The 15,885-nt window shown below is 61.2% G+C and carries 17 protein-coding genes; 7 read left to right on the forward strand and 10 right to left on the reverse strand.

What is annotated here, in order from left to right; genetic code table 11:
- The first annotated feature begins 1 nt into the window (after nt 1).
- Together NH234_RS19460 and NH234_RS19465 are read left to right on the forward strand one after the other, a co-directional pair.
- The gene (locus tag NH234_RS19460) at nt 2-817 is read left to right on the forward strand and encodes a gamma-carboxygeranoyl-CoA hydratase (RefSeq protein WP_367253938.1); all 816 of its coding nucleotides are present in this window, start codon (nt 2-4) and stop codon (nt 815-817) included.
- Nucleotides 817-2,766 (forward strand): acetyl-CoA carboxylase biotin carboxylase subunit, encoded by a 1,950-nt coding sequence (locus NH234_RS19465; protein WP_367253939.1) that lies wholly within the window; start codon nt 817-819, stop codon nt 2,764-2,766. The genes NH234_RS19460 and NH234_RS19465 overlap by 1 nt, the downstream gene beginning before the upstream one ends.
- Nucleotides 2,767-2,805: 39 nt before the next feature.
- On the opposite strand, the gene NH234_RS19470 is transcribed toward NH234_RS19465, so the two are convergent.
- Nucleotides 2,806-3,462 carry a LexA family transcriptional regulator gene (locus tag NH234_RS19470; RefSeq protein ID WP_085732269.1) on the reverse strand — a complete coding sequence of 219 codons (657 nt, stop codon included), beginning with the start codon at nt 3,460-3,462 and terminating at the stop codon, nt 2,806-2,808.
- Between the two features lie 129 nt (nt 3,463-3,591).
- Between NH234_RS19470 and NH234_RS19475 the strand changes: the two genes are divergently transcribed.
- Nucleotides 3,592-3,930, forward strand: coding sequence for a DUF3077 domain-containing protein (locus NH234_RS19475; protein ID WP_085732186.1), 339 nt, complete (start codon nt 3,592-3,594; stop codon nt 3,928-3,930).
- Nucleotides 3,931-4,077: 147 nt separating this feature from the next.
- Here NH234_RS19475 and NH234_RS19480 read toward each other — a convergent pair whose 3' ends face one another.
- Nucleotides 4,078-4,299, reverse strand: coding sequence for a hypothetical protein (locus NH234_RS19480; protein WP_367253941.1), 222 nt, complete (start codon nt 4,297-4,299; stop codon nt 4,078-4,080).
- 99 nt (nt 4,300-4,398) lie between these two features.
- Between NH234_RS19480 and NH234_RS19485 the strand changes: the two genes are divergently transcribed.
- Nucleotides 4,399-5,550, forward strand: coding sequence for a M14-type cytosolic carboxypeptidase (locus NH234_RS19485; RefSeq protein WP_367253942.1), 1,152 nt, complete (start codon nt 4,399-4,401; stop codon nt 5,548-5,550).
- 150 nt (nt 5,551-5,700) lie between these two features.
- Complete coding sequence (locus NH234_RS19490) at nt 5,701-6,909, forward strand: MFS transporter (protein ID WP_367253944.1); 1,209 nt, start codon at nt 5,701-5,703, stop codon at nt 6,907-6,909.
- 9 nt (nt 6,910-6,918) lie between these two features.
- Here the strand turns inward: NH234_RS19490 and NH234_RS19495 are convergent, their stop codons facing one another.
- Together NH234_RS19495 and NH234_RS19500 are read right to left on the reverse strand one after the other, a co-directional pair.
- A complete protein-coding gene (locus NH234_RS19495; RefSeq protein WP_367253946.1) occupies nt 6,919-7,464 on the reverse strand; it encodes a cytochrome b in 546 nt (181 codons plus the stop codon).
- Nucleotides 7,461-8,555, reverse strand: coding sequence for a catalase family peroxidase (locus tag NH234_RS19500; RefSeq protein WP_367253948.1), 1,095 nt, complete (start codon nt 8,553-8,555; stop codon nt 7,461-7,463). The genes NH234_RS19495 and NH234_RS19500 overlap by 4 nt, the downstream gene beginning before the upstream one ends.
- Before the next feature lie 157 nt (nt 8,556-8,712).
- Between NH234_RS19500 and NH234_RS19505 the strand changes: the two genes are divergently transcribed.
- Nucleotides 8,713-9,219 (forward strand): RNA polymerase sigma factor, encoded by a 507-nt coding sequence (locus tag NH234_RS19505; RefSeq protein WP_367253949.1) that lies wholly within the window; start codon nt 8,713-8,715, stop codon nt 9,217-9,219.
- The gene (locus NH234_RS19510; RefSeq protein ID WP_085732192.1) at nt 9,216-9,968 is read left to right on the forward strand and encodes an anti-sigma factor; all 753 of its coding nucleotides are present in this window, start codon (nt 9,216-9,218) and stop codon (nt 9,966-9,968) included. The genes NH234_RS19505 and NH234_RS19510 overlap by 4 nt, the downstream gene beginning before the upstream one ends.
- 5 nt (nt 9,969-9,973) lie before the next feature.
- On the opposite strand, the gene NH234_RS19515 is transcribed toward NH234_RS19510, so the two are convergent.
- The 6 genes from NH234_RS19515 to NH234_RS19540 form a co-directional block, all read right to left on the reverse strand.
- The gene (locus NH234_RS19515) at nt 9,974-10,945 is read right to left on the reverse strand and encodes a spore coat protein U domain-containing protein (protein WP_367253951.1); all 972 of its coding nucleotides are present in this window, start codon (nt 10,943-10,945) and stop codon (nt 9,974-9,976) included.
- A complete protein-coding gene (locus NH234_RS19520) occupies nt 10,942-13,299 on the reverse strand; it encodes a fimbria/pilus outer membrane usher protein (protein WP_367253953.1) in 2,358 nt (785 codons plus the stop codon). Before NH234_RS19520 ends, NH234_RS19515 begins: the two co-directional genes overlap by 4 nt.
- A 108-nt stretch (nt 13,300-13,407) precedes the next feature.
- Complete coding sequence (locus tag NH234_RS19525; protein WP_085732195.1) at nt 13,408-14,190, reverse strand: molecular chaperone; 783 nt, start codon at nt 14,188-14,190, stop codon at nt 13,408-13,410.
- A gap of 23 nt (nt 14,191-14,213) precedes the next feature.
- Nucleotides 14,214-14,714, reverse strand: coding sequence for a spore coat U domain-containing protein (locus NH234_RS19530; RefSeq protein ID WP_367253954.1), 501 nt, complete (start codon nt 14,712-14,714; stop codon nt 14,214-14,216).
- Between the two features lie 4 nt (nt 14,715-14,718).
- Nucleotides 14,719-15,255: a spore coat protein U domain-containing protein gene (locus tag NH234_RS19535; RefSeq protein WP_085732197.1), complete on the reverse strand. Its 537-nt coding sequence runs from the start codon at nt 15,253-15,255 to the stop codon at nt 14,719-14,721.
- A gap of 19 nt (nt 15,256-15,274) precedes the next feature.
- On the reverse strand, nt 15,275-15,808 hold the full coding sequence (locus tag NH234_RS19540; RefSeq protein WP_085732198.1) for a spore coat U domain-containing protein: 534 nt from the start codon (nt 15,806-15,808) through the stop codon (nt 15,275-15,277).
- Nucleotides 15,809-15,885 lie beyond the last annotated feature (77 nt).

Genomic DNA, 15,885 nt, shown 5'->3' on the forward strand with positions numbered 1-15,885 from the left:
CATGAGCGATTTCAACACCCTCGAACTGCACAGCGATCCACGGGGTTTCGCGACCTTGTGGCTGAGCCGCGAAGAAAAGAACAACGCGTTCAACGCCGAAATGATCCGCGAGTTGATTTTGGCTTTGGACAAGGTTGCCAGCGACGCCAGCCTGCGTTTCCTGCTGGTGCGCGGACGCGGCAAACACTTCAGCGCCGGCGCCGATCTGGCCTGGATGCAGCAATCGGCCGAACTCGATTACCACACCAACCTTGACGACGCCCGGGAACTGGCGGAGCTGATGTACAACCTCGCCAAACTGAAATTCCCGACCATGGCCGTGGTGCAAGGCGCGGCGTTCGGCGGCGCGCTGGGTCTGATCAGTTGCTGCGATATGGCGATTGGCGCCGATGAGGCGCAATTCTGTCTGTCGGAAGTACGCATTGGCCTGGCGCCGGCGGTGATCAGCCCGTTCGTGGTGCAAGCCATCGGCGAGCGCGCGGCGCGGCGTTATGCGCTGACAGCCGAGCGTTTCGGCGGTCAGCGGGCGCGGGAAATCGGTTTGTTGTCGGAAAGCTATCCGGCGACCGAGCTTGAACAGCAAGTCGAGCAATGGATCGACAACCTGCTGCACAACAGCCCCGCCGCCATGCGCGCCAGCAAGGATCTGCTGCGTGAAGTCGGCAACGGCGCGCTGACGCCGGCCCTGCGTCGTTACACCGAAAACGCCATCGCCCGCATCCGCGTCAGCCCGGAAGGCCAGGAAGGCTTGCGGGCCTTTTTGCAGAAACGTCCGCCGAGCTGGCAAGCCGCAACCACCACCAAGGAGCCGCGTTGATGAGCGCACCTGTTCTCACCACCCTGCTGGTGGCCAACCGTGGCGAAATCGCTTGTCGGGTCATGCGCACCGCCAAGTCGCTGGGCCTGACCACCGTTGCCGTGCACAGCGCCACCGACCGGGAAGCCCGGCACAGCCGTGAAGCGGATATTCGCGTCGACCTGGGCGGCAGCAAAGCGGCCGACAGTTACCTGCAAATCGACAAACTGATCGCGGCGGCCAAGGCCAGCGGCGCTCAGGCGATTCATCCGGGTTACGGCTTTCTTTCAGAAAACGCCGGGTTTGCCCGCGCCATCGAAGCGGCCGGCCTGATCTTCCTCGGCCCGCCCGCCTCGGCCATCGACGCGATGGGCAGCAAGTCCGCCGCAAAAGCGTTGATGGAAACCGCCGGCGTGCCGCTGGTGCCGGGTTATCACGGCGAAGCCCAGGATCTGGACACTTTCCGCGATGCTTGCGAACGCATCGGCTACCCGGTGCTGCTCAAGGCCACGGCCGGCGGTGGCGGCAAGGGCATGAAAGTGGTTGAAGACGTCAGCCAACTGGCTGAAGCGCTGGCCTCGGCTCAGCGTGAAGCGCAGTCGTCGTTCGGCGATTCGCGGATGCTGGTGGAGAAATACCTGCTCAAGCCGCGCCACGTGGAAATCCAGGTGTTTGCCGATCAGCATGGCAATTGCCTCTACCTGAACGAGCGCGACTGCTCGATTCAGCGTCGGCATCAGAAGGTCGTTGAAGAAGCGCCGGCACCGGGCCTGAGTCCAGAACTGCGTCGGGCGATGGGCGAAGCCGCTGTGCGTTCAGCGCAGGCCATCGGTTACGTCGGCGCCGGCACGGTGGAGTTTCTGCTGGACGCTCGCGGCGAGTTCTTCTTCATGGAAATGAACACGCGGTTGCAGGTTGAACACCCAGTCACCGAGGCCATCACCGGGCTCGATCTGGTGGCCTGGCAGATTCGCGTCGCCCGTGGCGAAGCGTTGCCGATCACTCAGGATCAAGTGCCGCTGAACGGGCATGCGATTGAAGTGCGGCTATATGCGGAAGATCCATCGAATGATTTTCTTCCGGCGACCGGTCGCCTGGATCTGTATCGCGAATCCGCCGCCGGGCCAGGGCGCCGTGTGGACAGCGGCGTTGAGGAAGGCGACGAGATTTCGCCGTTCTATGACCCGATGCTCGGCAAGTTGATTGCCTGGGGCGAGGATCGTGAGCAGGCGCGTTTGCGACTGCTGAGCATGCTCGATGAGTTTGCGATTGGCGGGTTGAAGACCAATATCAACTTCCTGCGGCGGATCATAGGTCATCCGGCGTTTGCGGCAGCGGAGCTGGATACCGGGTTCATTCCGCGCTATCAGGAACAGTTGCTGCCAGCGCCTGCTGCACTGAGTGATGAGTTCTGGGATGCGGCGGCGCAGGCTTTTGCGCAGAGTTTGCCGGGGATGACTCGGGCAGATGATCCCGCTTCGCCCTGGGCGCTTCACAGCGGTTTGCGCGCCGGTTTGCCTCGCGAAATCACTCTGCATTTGAGCTGCGAGGAGCAGGATCGGGCGTTGACGCTCGGAGCTGGCGGCAATGCAAAACTGATCGGCGAGCTACTGGTGGTCGAGCACGATGGACTGCGTCGACAGCTGCGGGCGATTCGTCGTGGAGAGGTTCTGTTTCTGCAATGGGACAGCGAGTTGCGGCGCGTTGAAATGTACGACCCGATCAGCGCTGTTGAAGCCAGTCACAGCCATCAGGGCGGTCTGACTGCACCGATGAACGGCAGCATCGTGCGAGTGCTGGTGGAGGCCGGACAAGCGGTTGAAGCCGGTGCGCAACTGGTGGTGCTGGAAGCGATGAAGATGGAGCACAGCATCCGCGCGCCCCACGCCGGCGTGATCAAGGCGCTGTATTGCCAGGAAGGCGAAATGGTCAGCGAAGGCAGCGCGCTGGTCGAACTGGAAGAAGCGTGAAAGGTGGATCGATCCTACGCCTGGCGAGGATCGATCTGACTAATATTTGGCCGTTGCCTGAACCACGACACCGATAATTCGGCACTCGTCGGTAAACAAGGCCTTCGGCCAGGTCGGATTGAGCGGCATCAGGTAACGCTGGCCGCCCTCTTCGATCAATTTACGAAAAATCGCCTCGTCACTGTCCTGCCACTGGGCGATCACCAGTTTGCCGGGCTCCGCCTCCACCGCAGGATCCACAAGGATCAGCATCCCTTCGCCGATGCTTTGCCCCGTGGGCGCGGTCATCGAATTGCCCGCCACTGTGAGCCAGAACGCCGGGCCTCGGGCGTGGTAATCCGTCAGCTCGAAGCGTCGCTTGTCCTTACCACTCGAATACACAGGTTGGCTCTCGCGGGCCTCGATCGGCACATTCCAGTCGCTGACCGGATAGCGGAAGTAAGGGTTGTACTTCTGCGCCAGTGGCATTTCGTCGTCCTTGTCGACTTGCGGTTCGCGGATCACCACCGCGACTTCGAGAAACTCCATGCCCAGCGCTTTCAGCACGCGGTTCATTTGCGTGATGCCGGGCTCACGGCGCTTGTTCAGCCAATGGCCGATACCGCCCTGAGACATGCCGACGCGCTCGCCGAGCTCGACTTGAGTGACGTTGAGTTCACTCATTTTGGCCTTGACCAACTCAATCCATTTATCCATGTGCGGCACCATACGTGCCCGTCCCGTGCCATCAAAACACATATTGTAGTATTTAAATTCTGGTCACAAATACTCTAAGTACTATTCTAGGTTCACGGATTTGAATCGACCAAGGAGTGACCTTTCCCCATGAATATCACCAGCAAAGACCTGCCCGACCTGCAAATGGACACCACCTTCACGTCTCCGCAAGGGTGCGCCGCTGCGCAACGCGCATTGGACTATTACTTGAAACCGGCTGTGTCAGAACCGGAAGTGGAGGAACGCTTTTTCGGCGTGAACAATAACCTGAGTGGCGAAGAATCCCTGGTCCACGCCTCGGATTTGCTGCGATGTGCAGCAGCCACGGCGTTCAAGGCAGCAGACGGCTTGCAGGGCGTCAGTCGGGATTTGGCGTTTTCGGTCGTGCACATGGTCGACATGGCACGAGCGATGGTCGATCACTCGCTCGATGGCGGGGTTCGCTGAAGACGGACAGGAAAGAATTTTCCAATCGCGCAGATAAAAACGTTTGACTTGCAAATGATAATGATTACTATTGCAAGCAACTGGTCGCAAGATCAGTCGATGGACCAGAGACCTTAGGTCGGTCTTCTGGACTATCTCCTCATCAGGCTAATCACGGTTTTTGACCCGGCTTTTTGCCGGGTCTTTTTTTGCCAGTTTTCTGGCTTGTGGCTTCAGGCTAATGAAGTCTTTAGGTTCTGCAAATTCGATGGCGCGGATAATATCAAAAGAATATCGCTTGGCAAGCGAACCCCGGCCGCATTGGGGAAAAGTAATGCCAATTAGCACTTGAGAATCAATCGCACAGCTACTAAGCTGCATCCGCGTCATGGAGGACGCCCCCCCCGCCACACCCCGCAATTTCCCTCGGTTTCACCCCAGTCTTGCGTGTAAAGTAGCCGCCATAAAAATCATATTCAGGAACCGATTATGACCGTGGCCAAATCTTCGTTCGACATCAGCGCCAACTTCGACAGCGGCAACATCCAAGTCATCGATATCAGCAACCCGCTCAGTCCGGTTCTGGCCATTCGCCCAGATACCCGCAGCGCCCACTTCCAGTGGTTCCACTTCAAGGCCAGCGGCCTGCATGTACATCAAGAACACTGGTTCCGTCTGGTCAACGCCAGCCAGTCCTCCTACAACAAAGCCTGGACCGGCTATCAGGCCGTCGCGTCCTACGACCACGTCAACTGGTTCCGCATTCCAACCCAATTCGAAGGCGACAGTCTGCGCTTCTGTCTCGAAGCCGAGCAGACCCACGCCTGGTTCGCGTACTTCGAACCCTACAGCCGTGGCCGTCATGACTGGCTGATCGAGCAAGCGCTGACCAAGGCCGGCACCGAACTGCTGGCCACTGGCAAAAGCGTCGAAGGCCGTGACATTCAACTGTTGCGCAAAGGCACCGGCGCTGAAGGCCGTCGCAAGATCTGGATCATCGCCCAGCAGCATCCCGGCGAACACATGGCCGAGTGGTTCATGGAAGGCGTGATCGAACGTCTGGAGCATCACAACGATCCAGTGTTGAAAAAGTTGCTGGAAAGTGCCGATCTGTACCTGGTGCCGAACATGAACCCGGACGGTGCCTTCCACGGCCACCTGCGCACCAACGCCATGGGCCAGGATCTGAACCGCGCCTGGCAGAACGCCAGTCAGGAAGTCAGCCCGGAAGTCCTTTTCGTACAGCAGCAGATGGAAAAGTACGGCGTCGATCTGTTCCTCGACATACACGGCGACGAAGAAATACCCCACGTATTCACCGCTGGTTGCGAAGGAAACCCGGGCTACACCCCGCGAATCGAAAAACTCGAAGAGCACTTCCGCAGCCACCTGAAACACACCACCAAAGATTTCCAGACCAAGTACGGCTACACCCGCGACGAACCGGGCCAGGCCAACATGACCCTGGCCTGCAACAGCGTTGGCCAGAAGTTCGACTGCCTGTCGCTGACCCTGGAAATGCCGTTCAAGGATCACGATGACGCGCCGAACCCGCTCACCGGCTGGTCGGGCCAGCGCTCAAAACAATTGGGCAAAGATGTGCTGACCACCATCGCCGACATGGTCGACACCCTGCGCTGATCCCCCCACCCTGTTTTTCGCTTCACGAAAGATCGCAGCCCGTCTGCGATCTTTTTTTTGTGCCGTCTTTTACCCAATCAGGTTGCAAATAAAAACCGGATTACTTACCGTCAATCAAGTTTCAACTTGAAACCTGAAAGGATCCGGGACATGAAAACTGCAACACTCGATAACGGTGTCGTACTGCTTTTCGCTATCGCTTGCGGCCTCGCGGTGGGCAACGTGTATTACGCCCAGCCGCTGCTGGATGCGATGGCCGACGCCTTCGGTCTATCGCCGGGCAGCATCGGCATCGTCATGACCTTGACTCAGATCGGTTATGGAATCGGTCTGATATTGCTCGTGCCCCTCGGCGATCTGCTCAATCGGCGGCGGCTGATCGTCACGCAAACGCTGTTGTCCGCCGCAGCCTTGCTGATGATTGCGGTGGCCCCGAACAGCGCCTGGCTGCTGATCGGCGTCACCCTGACCGGTCTGCTTGCGGTGGTCACCCAGGTGCTGGTCGCCTACGCCGCAACTCTTGCCGTCCCCGCGCAACGCGGAAAAGTTGTCGGCGTGATCACCAGCGGCATCGTCGTCGGCATTCTGCTCGCGCGCACGGTAGCGGGCGGCATGGCTGATCTGGCCGGCTGGCGTTCGATCTATCTGTTGTCGGCAGGATTGACGCTGGTGATGGCCGCGCTGCTGTTTCGGGTATTGCCCAAGGACGAAGAAGCACGACCGGACACGCGTTACGTGGCACTGATCACTTCAGTGTTCACTCTGTTTCGAGAGGAGCCGGTGCTGCGCCGACGAGCGATCCTGGCGCTGCTCACCTTCGCCAGCGCCATGGTGCTGTGGACGCCAATGGTTTTGCCGTTGGCCGCCCCGCCGCTGTCGCTTTCCCACAGTGAAATCGGATTGTTCGGACTGGCCGGCGCGGCTGGCGCATTGGCCGCCGCAAGAGCCGGACACTTGGCGGATCGCGGATTCGGGCAATGGGTCAGCGGCTTGTCCCTGCTGCTGATGCTCGGTTCGTGGCTACCGATCGCATTTACCCAATCCTCGTTGTGGGGGCTGTTACTCGGGGTAATCACCCTGGATCTGGGCTTGCAGGCTGTGCACGTCACCAGCCAGAGCATGATCTACAGCGTCCGCCCACAGGCACAGAGCCGACTGACCGCCGGCTACATGCTGTTTTATTCAATTGGCAGCGCCTTGGGCTCGATCGCCTCGACGGCCATGTACGCCTGGGCAGGATGGCCGGGCGTCTGCTGGCTGGGTGCCGGAATAAACATCGTCGCGCTGATGTATTGGTGGCGAACATTGGCACCGCAAAAACGTGGCGAGCAAATGTGCTCCCTCGCCACGCCGGATTAACGTCTGCAGTCAGTTGCGATTGCGTCCCCGCAGCATGCTGTCGAGCACCTCGTCGCGACGCACCCAGCCATGAAACAGCGCCGCCGCCAGATGCAGCAGCACGGTCAGGAATAACAAATACGCCAGATACCCGTGAGCCTCGCGCAGCAACGCAAACACCTGCGCATCCGCCGGCACGATCGACGGCAATTGCAGGGACGCGCCGAGCATCACCGGATCCCCCGCCGCGCTGATCATCGCCCAGCCCAGCAGCGGCAACACCAGCATCAGCGCGTACAGCAACAGATGAGAGGCCTTGGCCGCCATCACCTGCCAGCCCGGCAGATCCTCCGGCAGTGGTGGCTGACGCGTGCCCAGTCGCACCAGAATGCGCACGATCACCAGCAACAGGATCGCAATACCCAGCGGCTTGTGCAGGTTGATCAGCCATTCATGCCGCGCCGACACCGAGGTCACCATGCCGGCGCCGATGAACAACATCGCGATGATCATCAACGCCATCAGCCAGTGCAACAGCCGCGCCAGCGGATTGAAATGAGTCGGTTGCGTGCTCATGGACGAGCCTCCTTTTTGCCGGTCGGCAGTTGGCTGACTTCGCTGGTGCGACGCAGGTAGGAATCGGCGTAACCGGCCGAGCGCGCGGCCAGCAACGGATCGTCGGAACCCTGAATACCGGCCGGCAGCACCAGCGGATCGTAGTTGATGTCACGGCATTCACCGCTGAGCTGCGGCTGGGTCTTTTCCAGTACCAGAGTGCCTGCATTCAACACTTTGCGGCCGGCGGGCCAGGTCTTGCTCGCATCGTTCACCGGATCGTCGGCGTTGGCCAAGGTGATGTTCAACTGAAAGCGCAGCGGCCCTTCGGCCAGGCGTTGCACCAGGTCCTTCTCAAGGAAGTCGCTACCTTCAGGCGCAGTCGCACCGGCAGCATCCTGAGCCAGAGGCGTCATGCTCCAGCGCACCGCCTGTTTCTTGCCGCTGGCATCCACCAGATAAAACGCGTTGATGCTGTTGTAGGTTTCCGTCGCGTAACTGGCCGACGGTTTGGCGGTTTTTATCCAGGTCAGGAACGGTACGGCTTCCGGGTGCGAGGCAAAGAACGCCGGGACCTTGCTCGGGTCCGGTTTTCCCGTCGCCGGATCCGGCGATTGCGCCTGCTGCAACTGATAGAACGCCTCGGGTGTGCCGACCGGGAACACCGGCATACTGTTCATCCCGGTGCGCCATTGCTGGCCGTTGGCCTGGGTGAAACGCAGCGCCAGGCTGCGAATCGGTACGGCGCTGTCCGGTGCATAAGGATTACCCGCCGGCAGCGCGAAGCGCCCGACTACCGGGGTGCGTGGCTCATTGAACACCTGCGCGACAGAGTAAGGACGCGCCTCACCACTGTTTTCAAAATGGCCGATGACGCAAACGCCCTTGGCGTGATTGCGACGAAACCCCGGGTGCACGCCGTTGTTCTTTTCCAGTACATCAACCAACGCCTTGGGCGTCAGGCGTTGTGGGTCAAACGAGCCATGAACGTAGGCAAAAACCCCGGCCACTGCTGCGACCACCACGGCGATACCGCCGAGACGCAACACCAGGCTCGCGGCACTCAATGGCGGGCGTTGTGGCCCGCCGGGCGGTGAGCTGCGATCAACCATGAAAGACTCCAGGGCCATCGGCCACAAGTAGGAAGAATCAGCAAGACGCACGCCATCAGGATTTATTCCACGGCCCGGTATTTATTTTTCCGAACGTGGAATAACCTCGAATGCCGGACGTCTTCCTAGTCCACAGCGTAGTGACTAGCAGAACTTCATGAGCGAATTCGACGAACAACTGAGAGAAATCATTCCCAGATTGCGGCGCTTTGCCGTGTCGTTGACGCGCAACGGCAGCAGCGCCGACGATCTGGTTCAGGCCAGCCTGGAGAGAGCCCTGTCCAGTTGGCGCGACAAGCGCGCCGAGGGCGATCTTCGCGCGTGGCTGTTTTCGATCCTGTACCGCCAGTTCCTCGATGCGCACCGGCGCTCCCGGCGCTACGCCCGAATGCTCGAATTCTTCACCGGCCGCGATGACGCCGAACCCTCGGTGGAGCGCACGGTGATTGCCCAATCTACCCTGCAAGCCTTCGATCGCCTCCCCACCGAACAGCGCGCGCTGTTGCTGATGGTGTCGGTGGAAGGCTTGACCTATAAGGAGGTCGCCGAGATTCTCGACGTCCCCACCGGCACCGTGATGTCGCGCCTGTCCCGCGCCCGCCAGGCTTTGCGCCAGCTCAGCGACGGCGAAATCAGCAGCCCTTCCTTGCGGATACTCAAATGATCAGCCTGCCCCCCAGCGAGCGTGATTTGCACGCCTACATCGACCACCAGCTCAGCGACGCCGACCGGCGTGTGCTGGAAAACTGGCTGGCCAGCCACCCGGAAGACGCCGCGTTGATCCGCGCCTGGCAACAGGATGCCCAACACCTGCGCGCCGCCCTCGGCGGTGCCTTGCAGCAACCGGTCAATCCGGATCTGGACCCGGCGCTGATCCGCCAACGGCTCAAGCATCGATCGCGCCGCCAATGGGCCAGCGCAGCGGTGCTGTTGATTGCCGTCAGCCTCGGCGGTGTCGGGGGCTGGAAGGCTCGGGACATGACCGTGTTTCATCCCCCCGCACCGATGACGGATGCCTTGCAGGCGTACCGTTTGATCGCCCAGCAAGGGCTTCTGCCGGCGGACTACAAGGTCGATGGTGACGGCGATATCCAGCGCTGGCTCGACCGCTATTTCACTCAGGCCAATCGCCTGCCGGACCTGACGTCGGCCGGATTTGCACCGGTCAGCGGCCGTCTGCTGAGCACCGATGAAGGCCCGGCGGCGATGGTGATGTATGAAGACCAGAGCGGGCACAAGGTCAGTTTCTACGTGCGTCCACCGGGACCGAAAAATACCTTTCTGCCCCGGGGCAGTCGCCAGGACGGGGATCTTCAGGCCGAATATTGGTCGGGCAAGGGTTACAACTACGCAATGGTCAGCCCGACCGATACGCCTGCGGCAGAAATGCTCAAGCAATCCCTGAGTTTCTAGCCGGCTCAGAACCCCACATCCAGCACCACATTGTCCAGGTAGGTGCCAGCGGGCGGCGTGGTCTGGTCGGTGTAGATCTTCGCGTTGTAGTTGAAGATCTGGCTGCCGGTACCCAGACCATTGCCGGGATTGACCTCGGCATCACTGCTGGCTCGACGTGCAGCGCCAACACTGCCCCAGCGGGTGGTGCCGGCGCTTTTGAAAATGTCGTAGGCCAGGTAATTGCTGCCGGAAATCATTCGTCGTCGACCGCCGACGCTGACTGCGTTCTGGCCGTCGTTCAAACCCACGGTATAGGCGCTGCCCTTGGTGCAGGCCAGGTTGATGGTCTGCCCCGTGACCGGGGTAAACGCACTGATCACCGGCGCGCTGCCGAACGCGATGTTGGGCGCGGTGATGGTGCAATCGTTGGCCACGGTCAGGTTGACTGTCAGCGTCGTGGTGCCGCTGTTGATGTCGCGGCCCAGGCAGAGTCCGCCGACCCCGATGCCCGAACAGTAATTCCAGTTCCAGAAAATGCTCAGGGTTTCGGTGTACACCCCGGCTGCCACATTGCTGCCAATCGTTGTGCCGAAATACAGCGGCACGGTTTTCGGTACGGTACCGTTGAGCAATCCCAGCGCATCGATAATGCCGTTGCGGGCGAAGTCGTAGGCCGTGCCGCGGGTCAACGGGTAGCTGGTGCTGTTGTTGGCGTAGATCGTATAGCCGATGACGTCTCCGGTGGGCCCGAGCAAGCCGCCCTGGGTGGAGGTTACCGTGGCCCAGAAGTGATCGTTGTTGGCCAACAGCGACAACAGCGAACCTGTACAACTCAACCCGCCGTTGAGTGTGGAACTGGGTTGCGACGTGGTGCGAACCGCAATCGAACTGATCGTGCCGAACGCCGCCGGCGTGGTGGTGACCACCGAACACAGCGCCTGCGCCGCCCCCGGCAACATCAGCGCCAGCCACAGGCAGAGCCGTGCCCACATCATTGGCACACCAACGGCCCGATCAGGGGGATCTGATCCTGCTGCAGGTCAACTTTGAACTGCACCTGGCAGCTCTTGCCATCCGCCAGAGTCACTCTCAGCGAGTTCTGCGCCTGCAGGTTTTCCAGGTAGACCAGCCCGTCCCAGCCCACCACCGTCCGCGTGCCGCTCTCCTCGTGCAGTACACCGCTGCCCAGTAGCAATTCCTGCTGCTGTGCATCCACCAACACGATGCTCGCGGCGATCACCCGGCTCAGCGGAAACTCCAGCAGATAACCGCTGCCACGGCGCACGGCAATGCGCTGTTCGACATTCGGGGTGCGCACGTTGGCCGGCAGGTTCAACGGATCGATTTCATATTTGCCACGGTAGTAGGCACTGCTCCACGGCACCAGTAAATGACCGTTGCGATCCGTCTGGCCGACCTGCTGGTTCTCGTAACGCACCGGAACATCCGCGTAACCATCGGTGCTGACCACCACGAACGCATCGTCGATGCGGTTGGCCGCGAACACTTGGTGATCCATCCACACCAGCGAACCACTGGCATCGGCCCAGCGGGTTTCGGCATCCGATGTACCGTAGACACCGGCCTGCAATTGCACCGATTGCAGTCGCCAGGTCACGTCAGCCTGACGGTAATCAGGCCCGTCGCCGTTGGCGTAACCGAGATTGAAACCCACCCCTCCCTGGGATGGCACGGCGCGGCTGTAATTGACGCGCTGTTGAGTCTGCCCGGTCTTGCTGCGTTCGCTGCTGATGGCGAGACTACCGCGCAGGTCGAAGGGGACCACCAGTTGTGCCTGCACCGCCCAGTTGGCGTCGCCGATTTCGCGGTTGGCCGACAGGTAGAAACTGCTGTTGCGCCACAATGGCTTGCTCCAGCTCAGGTTGAGCAACCGCGTGCGGGAATCGTCCGCCGCCCGGATATCGAAGTAGCCGACACCCAGACTGCCCCAGCGCTCAAGGTTGAGGCTCAGGGTCGCCTGCTCGCTGCGCTTGCTAAGGCTGGTGTAAGGACTGTCGACCACCGTAAGGTCGGCGTATTGGTCGCGGCGTTGCAACCGTTGCCAGGAAAAGCTGAAACGCTGGGCGCTGTACTGATAACCGAGGCTGTATTGCTGACCGCCCTCACCGTCGAAACGGCTCTGGCTGATCGCACTGTTGAGAACCCCGAAATTGCCCAGCCGCAGATTTCCACCGAGCCCGCCAAGGGTCAGTGAGTCGGCCGCTTCGGCGTGGCTTTCCAGCGTGAAGCTGTCGCTGATGCCATAACGCAGGCTGCCGGACGTTACGCCCGGCCCGTAGCTGAAATCCTTCAATCCGTAATCACGTCGAAGCGTACCGGCGCTTATCGAGAAATCGCTCAAGCCCTTCTGCAACAAGCTGCTGGTGACATAGAACGGCACGGTGGTCGATACCTGCCGACCCAGTGCATCAGTGGTCACCACCACAGCTTCGCCCGCACCGTTGATGAAGGGGATGTTGGTCAGGGTGTACGGGCCCGGTTGCAAATCGGTGCTACTGGACTTGTAGCCGTTGATGAACAGATCCACCGAGGACGGCACCGCCGCTTCACCGGCGAACTGTGGCAGCGGATAGGTCACCAGATCCGGGCGCACCGCGAAATCCCGGGAGAACTGCACGCCCCCCAGACGCACCGAACTGCTCCAGGGCAAGGCGCCGCTGACCACGTCCCCTGCCTCGTAGGTCAGCATCCGCTCGTCATCGGAGTAGCGCCACGTGGTGTCGTAGCGCAGATACCCGTTGCTCAGCGTGCTGACCGAATCACCCGACAAGGTGCGCCGGTATTGCCCGGTGCTGGAGAGCGTGCCCCAACTGTCGAACACCCGGATTTCATTCCATGCCGCCAGATAAGTACCGGCATCATCGGTGTCGTTGAGGTACAGGTCGTAGTTGAACAAAGCGCCGAAACTGCTCAGCGCCGGGGTACGTGGATAGACCTGACGATTGCCGATGAACTGCTCCGGCAGCCAGTCCGGCGGCACATCGAGCAGCAGTCGCTGGCCGACGCTGTCGTAGTCGCTGTGCAGCCCCGGCAGACCGTCGAGATCGACTTCGGTACCGGCACTCTCGGGCAGTTTCATGCCGGTGTCGCGCAACACACTGGCCGGCAGGAACAACTGCCCGCCGCGCTGCTCCACCGCCACTACGCGTCCGGTATTCATCTGGTTGACCACCAGTTCCAGAAACAACTGTGCATCGCTGACGGCCTCCATGCCGCTGGGAGGCGGCGGCAGTTCGCCGGCCCTGGATGGATGAATGAACATCAGGCAACACGCGCCGGTGACAAGCCACAACGGACGCTGAATACGGCGAGCCCATCCCGGCCCCATTAGCGTGCTTCGTCCGTCAATGGACTGGTTCCTCCTGAAACCGCTGCTGCCCGCAGGCCTGTCGCTTGCCCGGCGGCCCCGCACTACCCGGCCCGCAGGCCGAAATCCTTACTTCGCCGGAGCGATGCTCTGTACCTGTGCCGCGCCATTGATCCGACCGGCCAGTTCTCCCGTTGTTGATCCCGGCGCCGGCCAGCGCATGACCGCGCCGGGCAACACATAACCCAACAGCCCTTCCGCCAACGGCTTGCTCTGCCCGCCCTGCTTGAGCGCCACATCGGTCAACCGCGCATGCACCGCGCCCTGGTTGCGCACTTCCACATAGGGTTTGCCGTCGACCGAAACCGTGCGCCAGCTCAATTGCGGCAGGCCGATGCCCTTGGGATCACGCTGTCGGGTCGTGTCTTCCTTGCTCCACAGGCCGGCACCGTATGCAAACAAGGGCACCGAATAGCGCATCTGGAAGCGGATTGCGGCGGCGGTTTTCCCGGTATCGGCGGCAGGAGGCTGGGCCGAGGGAATTTCGTCGATGATGATCCGGTAGGCCAGTTCCTGGCCGGGCGGCACGTCTTTGGTGCGGGTCAGGCGCACCAGTTGTTTCTGTCCCGGTTCGATCTTCGCCACCGGCGGACTGCCGATCACGTCACGCTGGTTCTGGTATTGCTCCTGGAAGCCGTTCTGACTCCAGCCGAACACCCTGATCTGCAGATTGGCGGTTTCGCTGCCACGATTCTCCAGCCACAGCGCGCTGGCCTGCTGGTCGGCTTCGAGCACCGGATCGATGGGCCAGATCAGCACCGAACTGGCCGCCTGCGCCTTGACACCAGCAAGCAAAGCCAACATCAACATCGCGCAACGCACGAGCCATCGCCTTGACGTGATAAACCCCATAAACCCGCTCCTTGTGCCTTGCATCACCACGACAGTTGCACTTGCAACACATCGCTGTACGTCCCCCCAGGCTGATTGCCCGGCAACTGCGCCTGACCGTAGATCGGCAGGCTGATGTTGTTGGCGTCGCTATAGGCCACCGCAACGCTCTGCCCGATGCCCAGGCTCTGGCTGTAGGCCGCATCGCGAAACAGCGCATACGCCACCTTCGCGCTGCCGCCACTGATCTGCATGCGGCGCCCGCCGCTGTTGTACTGCCCGCCATCGACCGTCATGTTCAGCGTCACCCCCGGCGTGCATTGCAACTGCACGCCGCCGGTCAATGCCACTTGCACCGTGCCGGTGGCCAGCGCCGAACTCGAACCGAAATTCAGTCCGCCATAGTTCGACACGCCCCCCACTACCAGGCAGCCCGGTGTGATCGTCGCGCTGACCTGAAAGCTCTGGCTGGTCACCGCCGCCAACGGCAGCGGCACAGCCCCCGCGCACAGCAGGAGCAGCGCCGCACAACCATGCCGGCCCATGGCACTAGAACGTCAGCTCAACTGAAATCGTGTCGGTGTAAGTGCCCGCCGGCAGGCCGGCCTTGCCCACCGCCTGACCGTAGATGTTCACCGTTTGCGCCACACCGGTGCTGGCGGCGAGGTTGATCACGCCGTCGATGGCCAGCAATTGCGAGTGCCCGGCATCGGTGTACAGGTCGTAGGGCACGTAGTTGGCAACACCGTCGTAAAGCGCACGGGTGCCGCCAGGCGACAACCCGTCGTGGGCGCCGGCCCGCACCTTGACCGACGGCGTTGTGCCGGCCGAGCAGAGAATCGACAAGGCTCCGCCACCGCCGCCCAGCACCTGCCCGGTCGCAGTGGTGAACAGGCTGTTGGCGGTACCGAAGTTCAGGGCACCGAAGTTCAGGCCTGTGGAACCGCCGGAACCGTTGACCTGGCAACTGCTGGTCAAGATCAGGCTGGAGGTGATCTGCCCGGTGACCGTGGTGGCCGCGTTGACGCTGGAGGCGAGCGTCAGGCCGAGCAACGACAAACCTATCCTTGATGCAATCGTACGCATGGTGTCCTTCCTCTACGGTTTACCAATCGAGCGTCACCGTCAGGGTGTCGGTGTAGACACCAGCCGGTACCGCACGGGTGTTCGCCACCACCGAGCCAAATACCGGGATAGGTATCTGCGCGCCGCTGGTGACAGCGAAATTGTGTTGTTGGCCGATGCTGTAGCTCTGGCTGCCCGAAGCATCGAGAAACAGCTGATAGGGAATGGTCTGGCGACCGTTGCTCAAGCGGCGGGTGCTGCCGTCGCCATGGGCGCCACCATCGATGGTCACGGTAAAACCAGTCACTGAAGGGTTGCAGGCAACGTTAAGCCGGCCGCTGCTGTCATTGGCCAGGCTGGCCTTGATCGGCGCATTCCAGGTCGGGCCCTGCTGGCCGAAATCGAGTTTGCCGAAATCGCCCACCGGACTGGCGGGGCTTGTGGAATTGGTCACCTCACAGCCGGCGATCAGTATCAGTCGCGCATGAATCTGCCCGTTGATCGTGGCTTGCGCATCCTCCGTGAGCAACAGCAATGCGCCTGTGGCGACTACCAGCCAGTGCTTGCCTGTCATTGCGTCCCTACTCCTTCTGATCCTTCAGCATCAATCGACCTCCGCGTTCGTCATTGAACGTCGATTTCCTGTTGCAT

The sequence above is a fragment of the Pseudomonas sp. stari2 genome (assembly GCF_040760005.1).
GTDB lineage: Bacteria > Pseudomonadota > Gammaproteobacteria > Pseudomonadales > Pseudomonadaceae > Aquipseudomonas.

Bases quoted from the DNA above. Each gene is read 5' to 3' on its own strand.
- NH234_RS19460 (WP_367253938.1), top strand. From the start codon at position 2: ATGAGCGATTTCAACACCCTCGAACTGCACAGCGATCCACGGGGTTTC.
- NH234_RS19465 (WP_367253939.1), top strand. From the start codon at position 817: ATGAGCGCACCTGTTCTCACCACCCTGCTGGTGGCCAACCGTGGCGAA.
- NH234_RS19470 (WP_085732269.1), bottom strand. From the start codon at position 3,462: ATGGATAAATGGATTGAGTTGGTCAAGGCCAAAATGAGTGAACTCAAC.
- NH234_RS19475 (WP_085732186.1), top strand. From the start codon at position 3,592: ATGAATATCACCAGCAAAGACCTGCCCGACCTGCAAATGGACACCACC.
- NH234_RS19480 (WP_367253941.1), bottom strand. From the start codon at position 4,299: ATGACGCGGATGCAGCTTAGTAGCTGTGCGATTGATTCTCAAGTGCTA.
- NH234_RS19485 (WP_367253942.1), top strand. From the start codon at position 4,399: ATGACCGTGGCCAAATCTTCGTTCGACATCAGCGCCAACTTCGACAGC.
- NH234_RS19490 (WP_367253944.1), top strand. From the start codon at position 5,701: ATGAAAACTGCAACACTCGATAACGGTGTCGTACTGCTTTTCGCTATC.
- NH234_RS19495 (WP_367253946.1), bottom strand. From the start codon at position 7,464: ATGAGCACGCAACCGACTCATTTCAATCCGCTGGCGCGGCTGTTGCAC.
- NH234_RS19500 (WP_367253948.1), bottom strand. From the start codon at position 8,555: ATGGTTGATCGCAGCTCACCGCCCGGCGGGCCACAACGCCCGCCATTG.
- NH234_RS19505 (WP_367253949.1), top strand. From the start codon at position 8,713: ATGAGCGAATTCGACGAACAACTGAGAGAAATCATTCCCAGATTGCGG.
- NH234_RS19510 (WP_085732192.1), top strand. From the start codon at position 9,216: ATGATCAGCCTGCCCCCCAGCGAGCGTGATTTGCACGCCTACATCGAC.
- NH234_RS19515 (WP_367253951.1), bottom strand. From the start codon at position 10,945: ATGATGTGGGCACGGCTCTGCCTGTGGCTGGCGCTGATGTTGCCGGGG.
- NH234_RS19520 (WP_367253953.1), bottom strand. From the start codon at position 13,299: ATGGGGCCGGGATGGGCTCGCCGTATTCAGCGTCCGTTGTGGCTTGTC.
- NH234_RS19525 (WP_085732195.1), bottom strand. From the start codon at position 14,190: ATGGGGTTTATCACGTCAAGGCGATGGCTCGTGCGTTGCGCGATGTTG.
- NH234_RS19530 (WP_367253954.1), bottom strand. From the start codon at position 14,714: ATGGGCCGGCATGGTTGTGCGGCGCTGCTCCTGCTGTGCGCGGGGGCT.
- NH234_RS19535 (WP_085732197.1), bottom strand. From the start codon at position 15,255: ATGCGTACGATTGCATCAAGGATAGGTTTGTCGTTGCTCGGCCTGACG.
- NH234_RS19540 (WP_085732198.1), bottom strand. From the start codon at position 15,808: ATGACAGGCAAGCACTGGCTGGTAGTCGCCACAGGCGCATTGCTGTTG.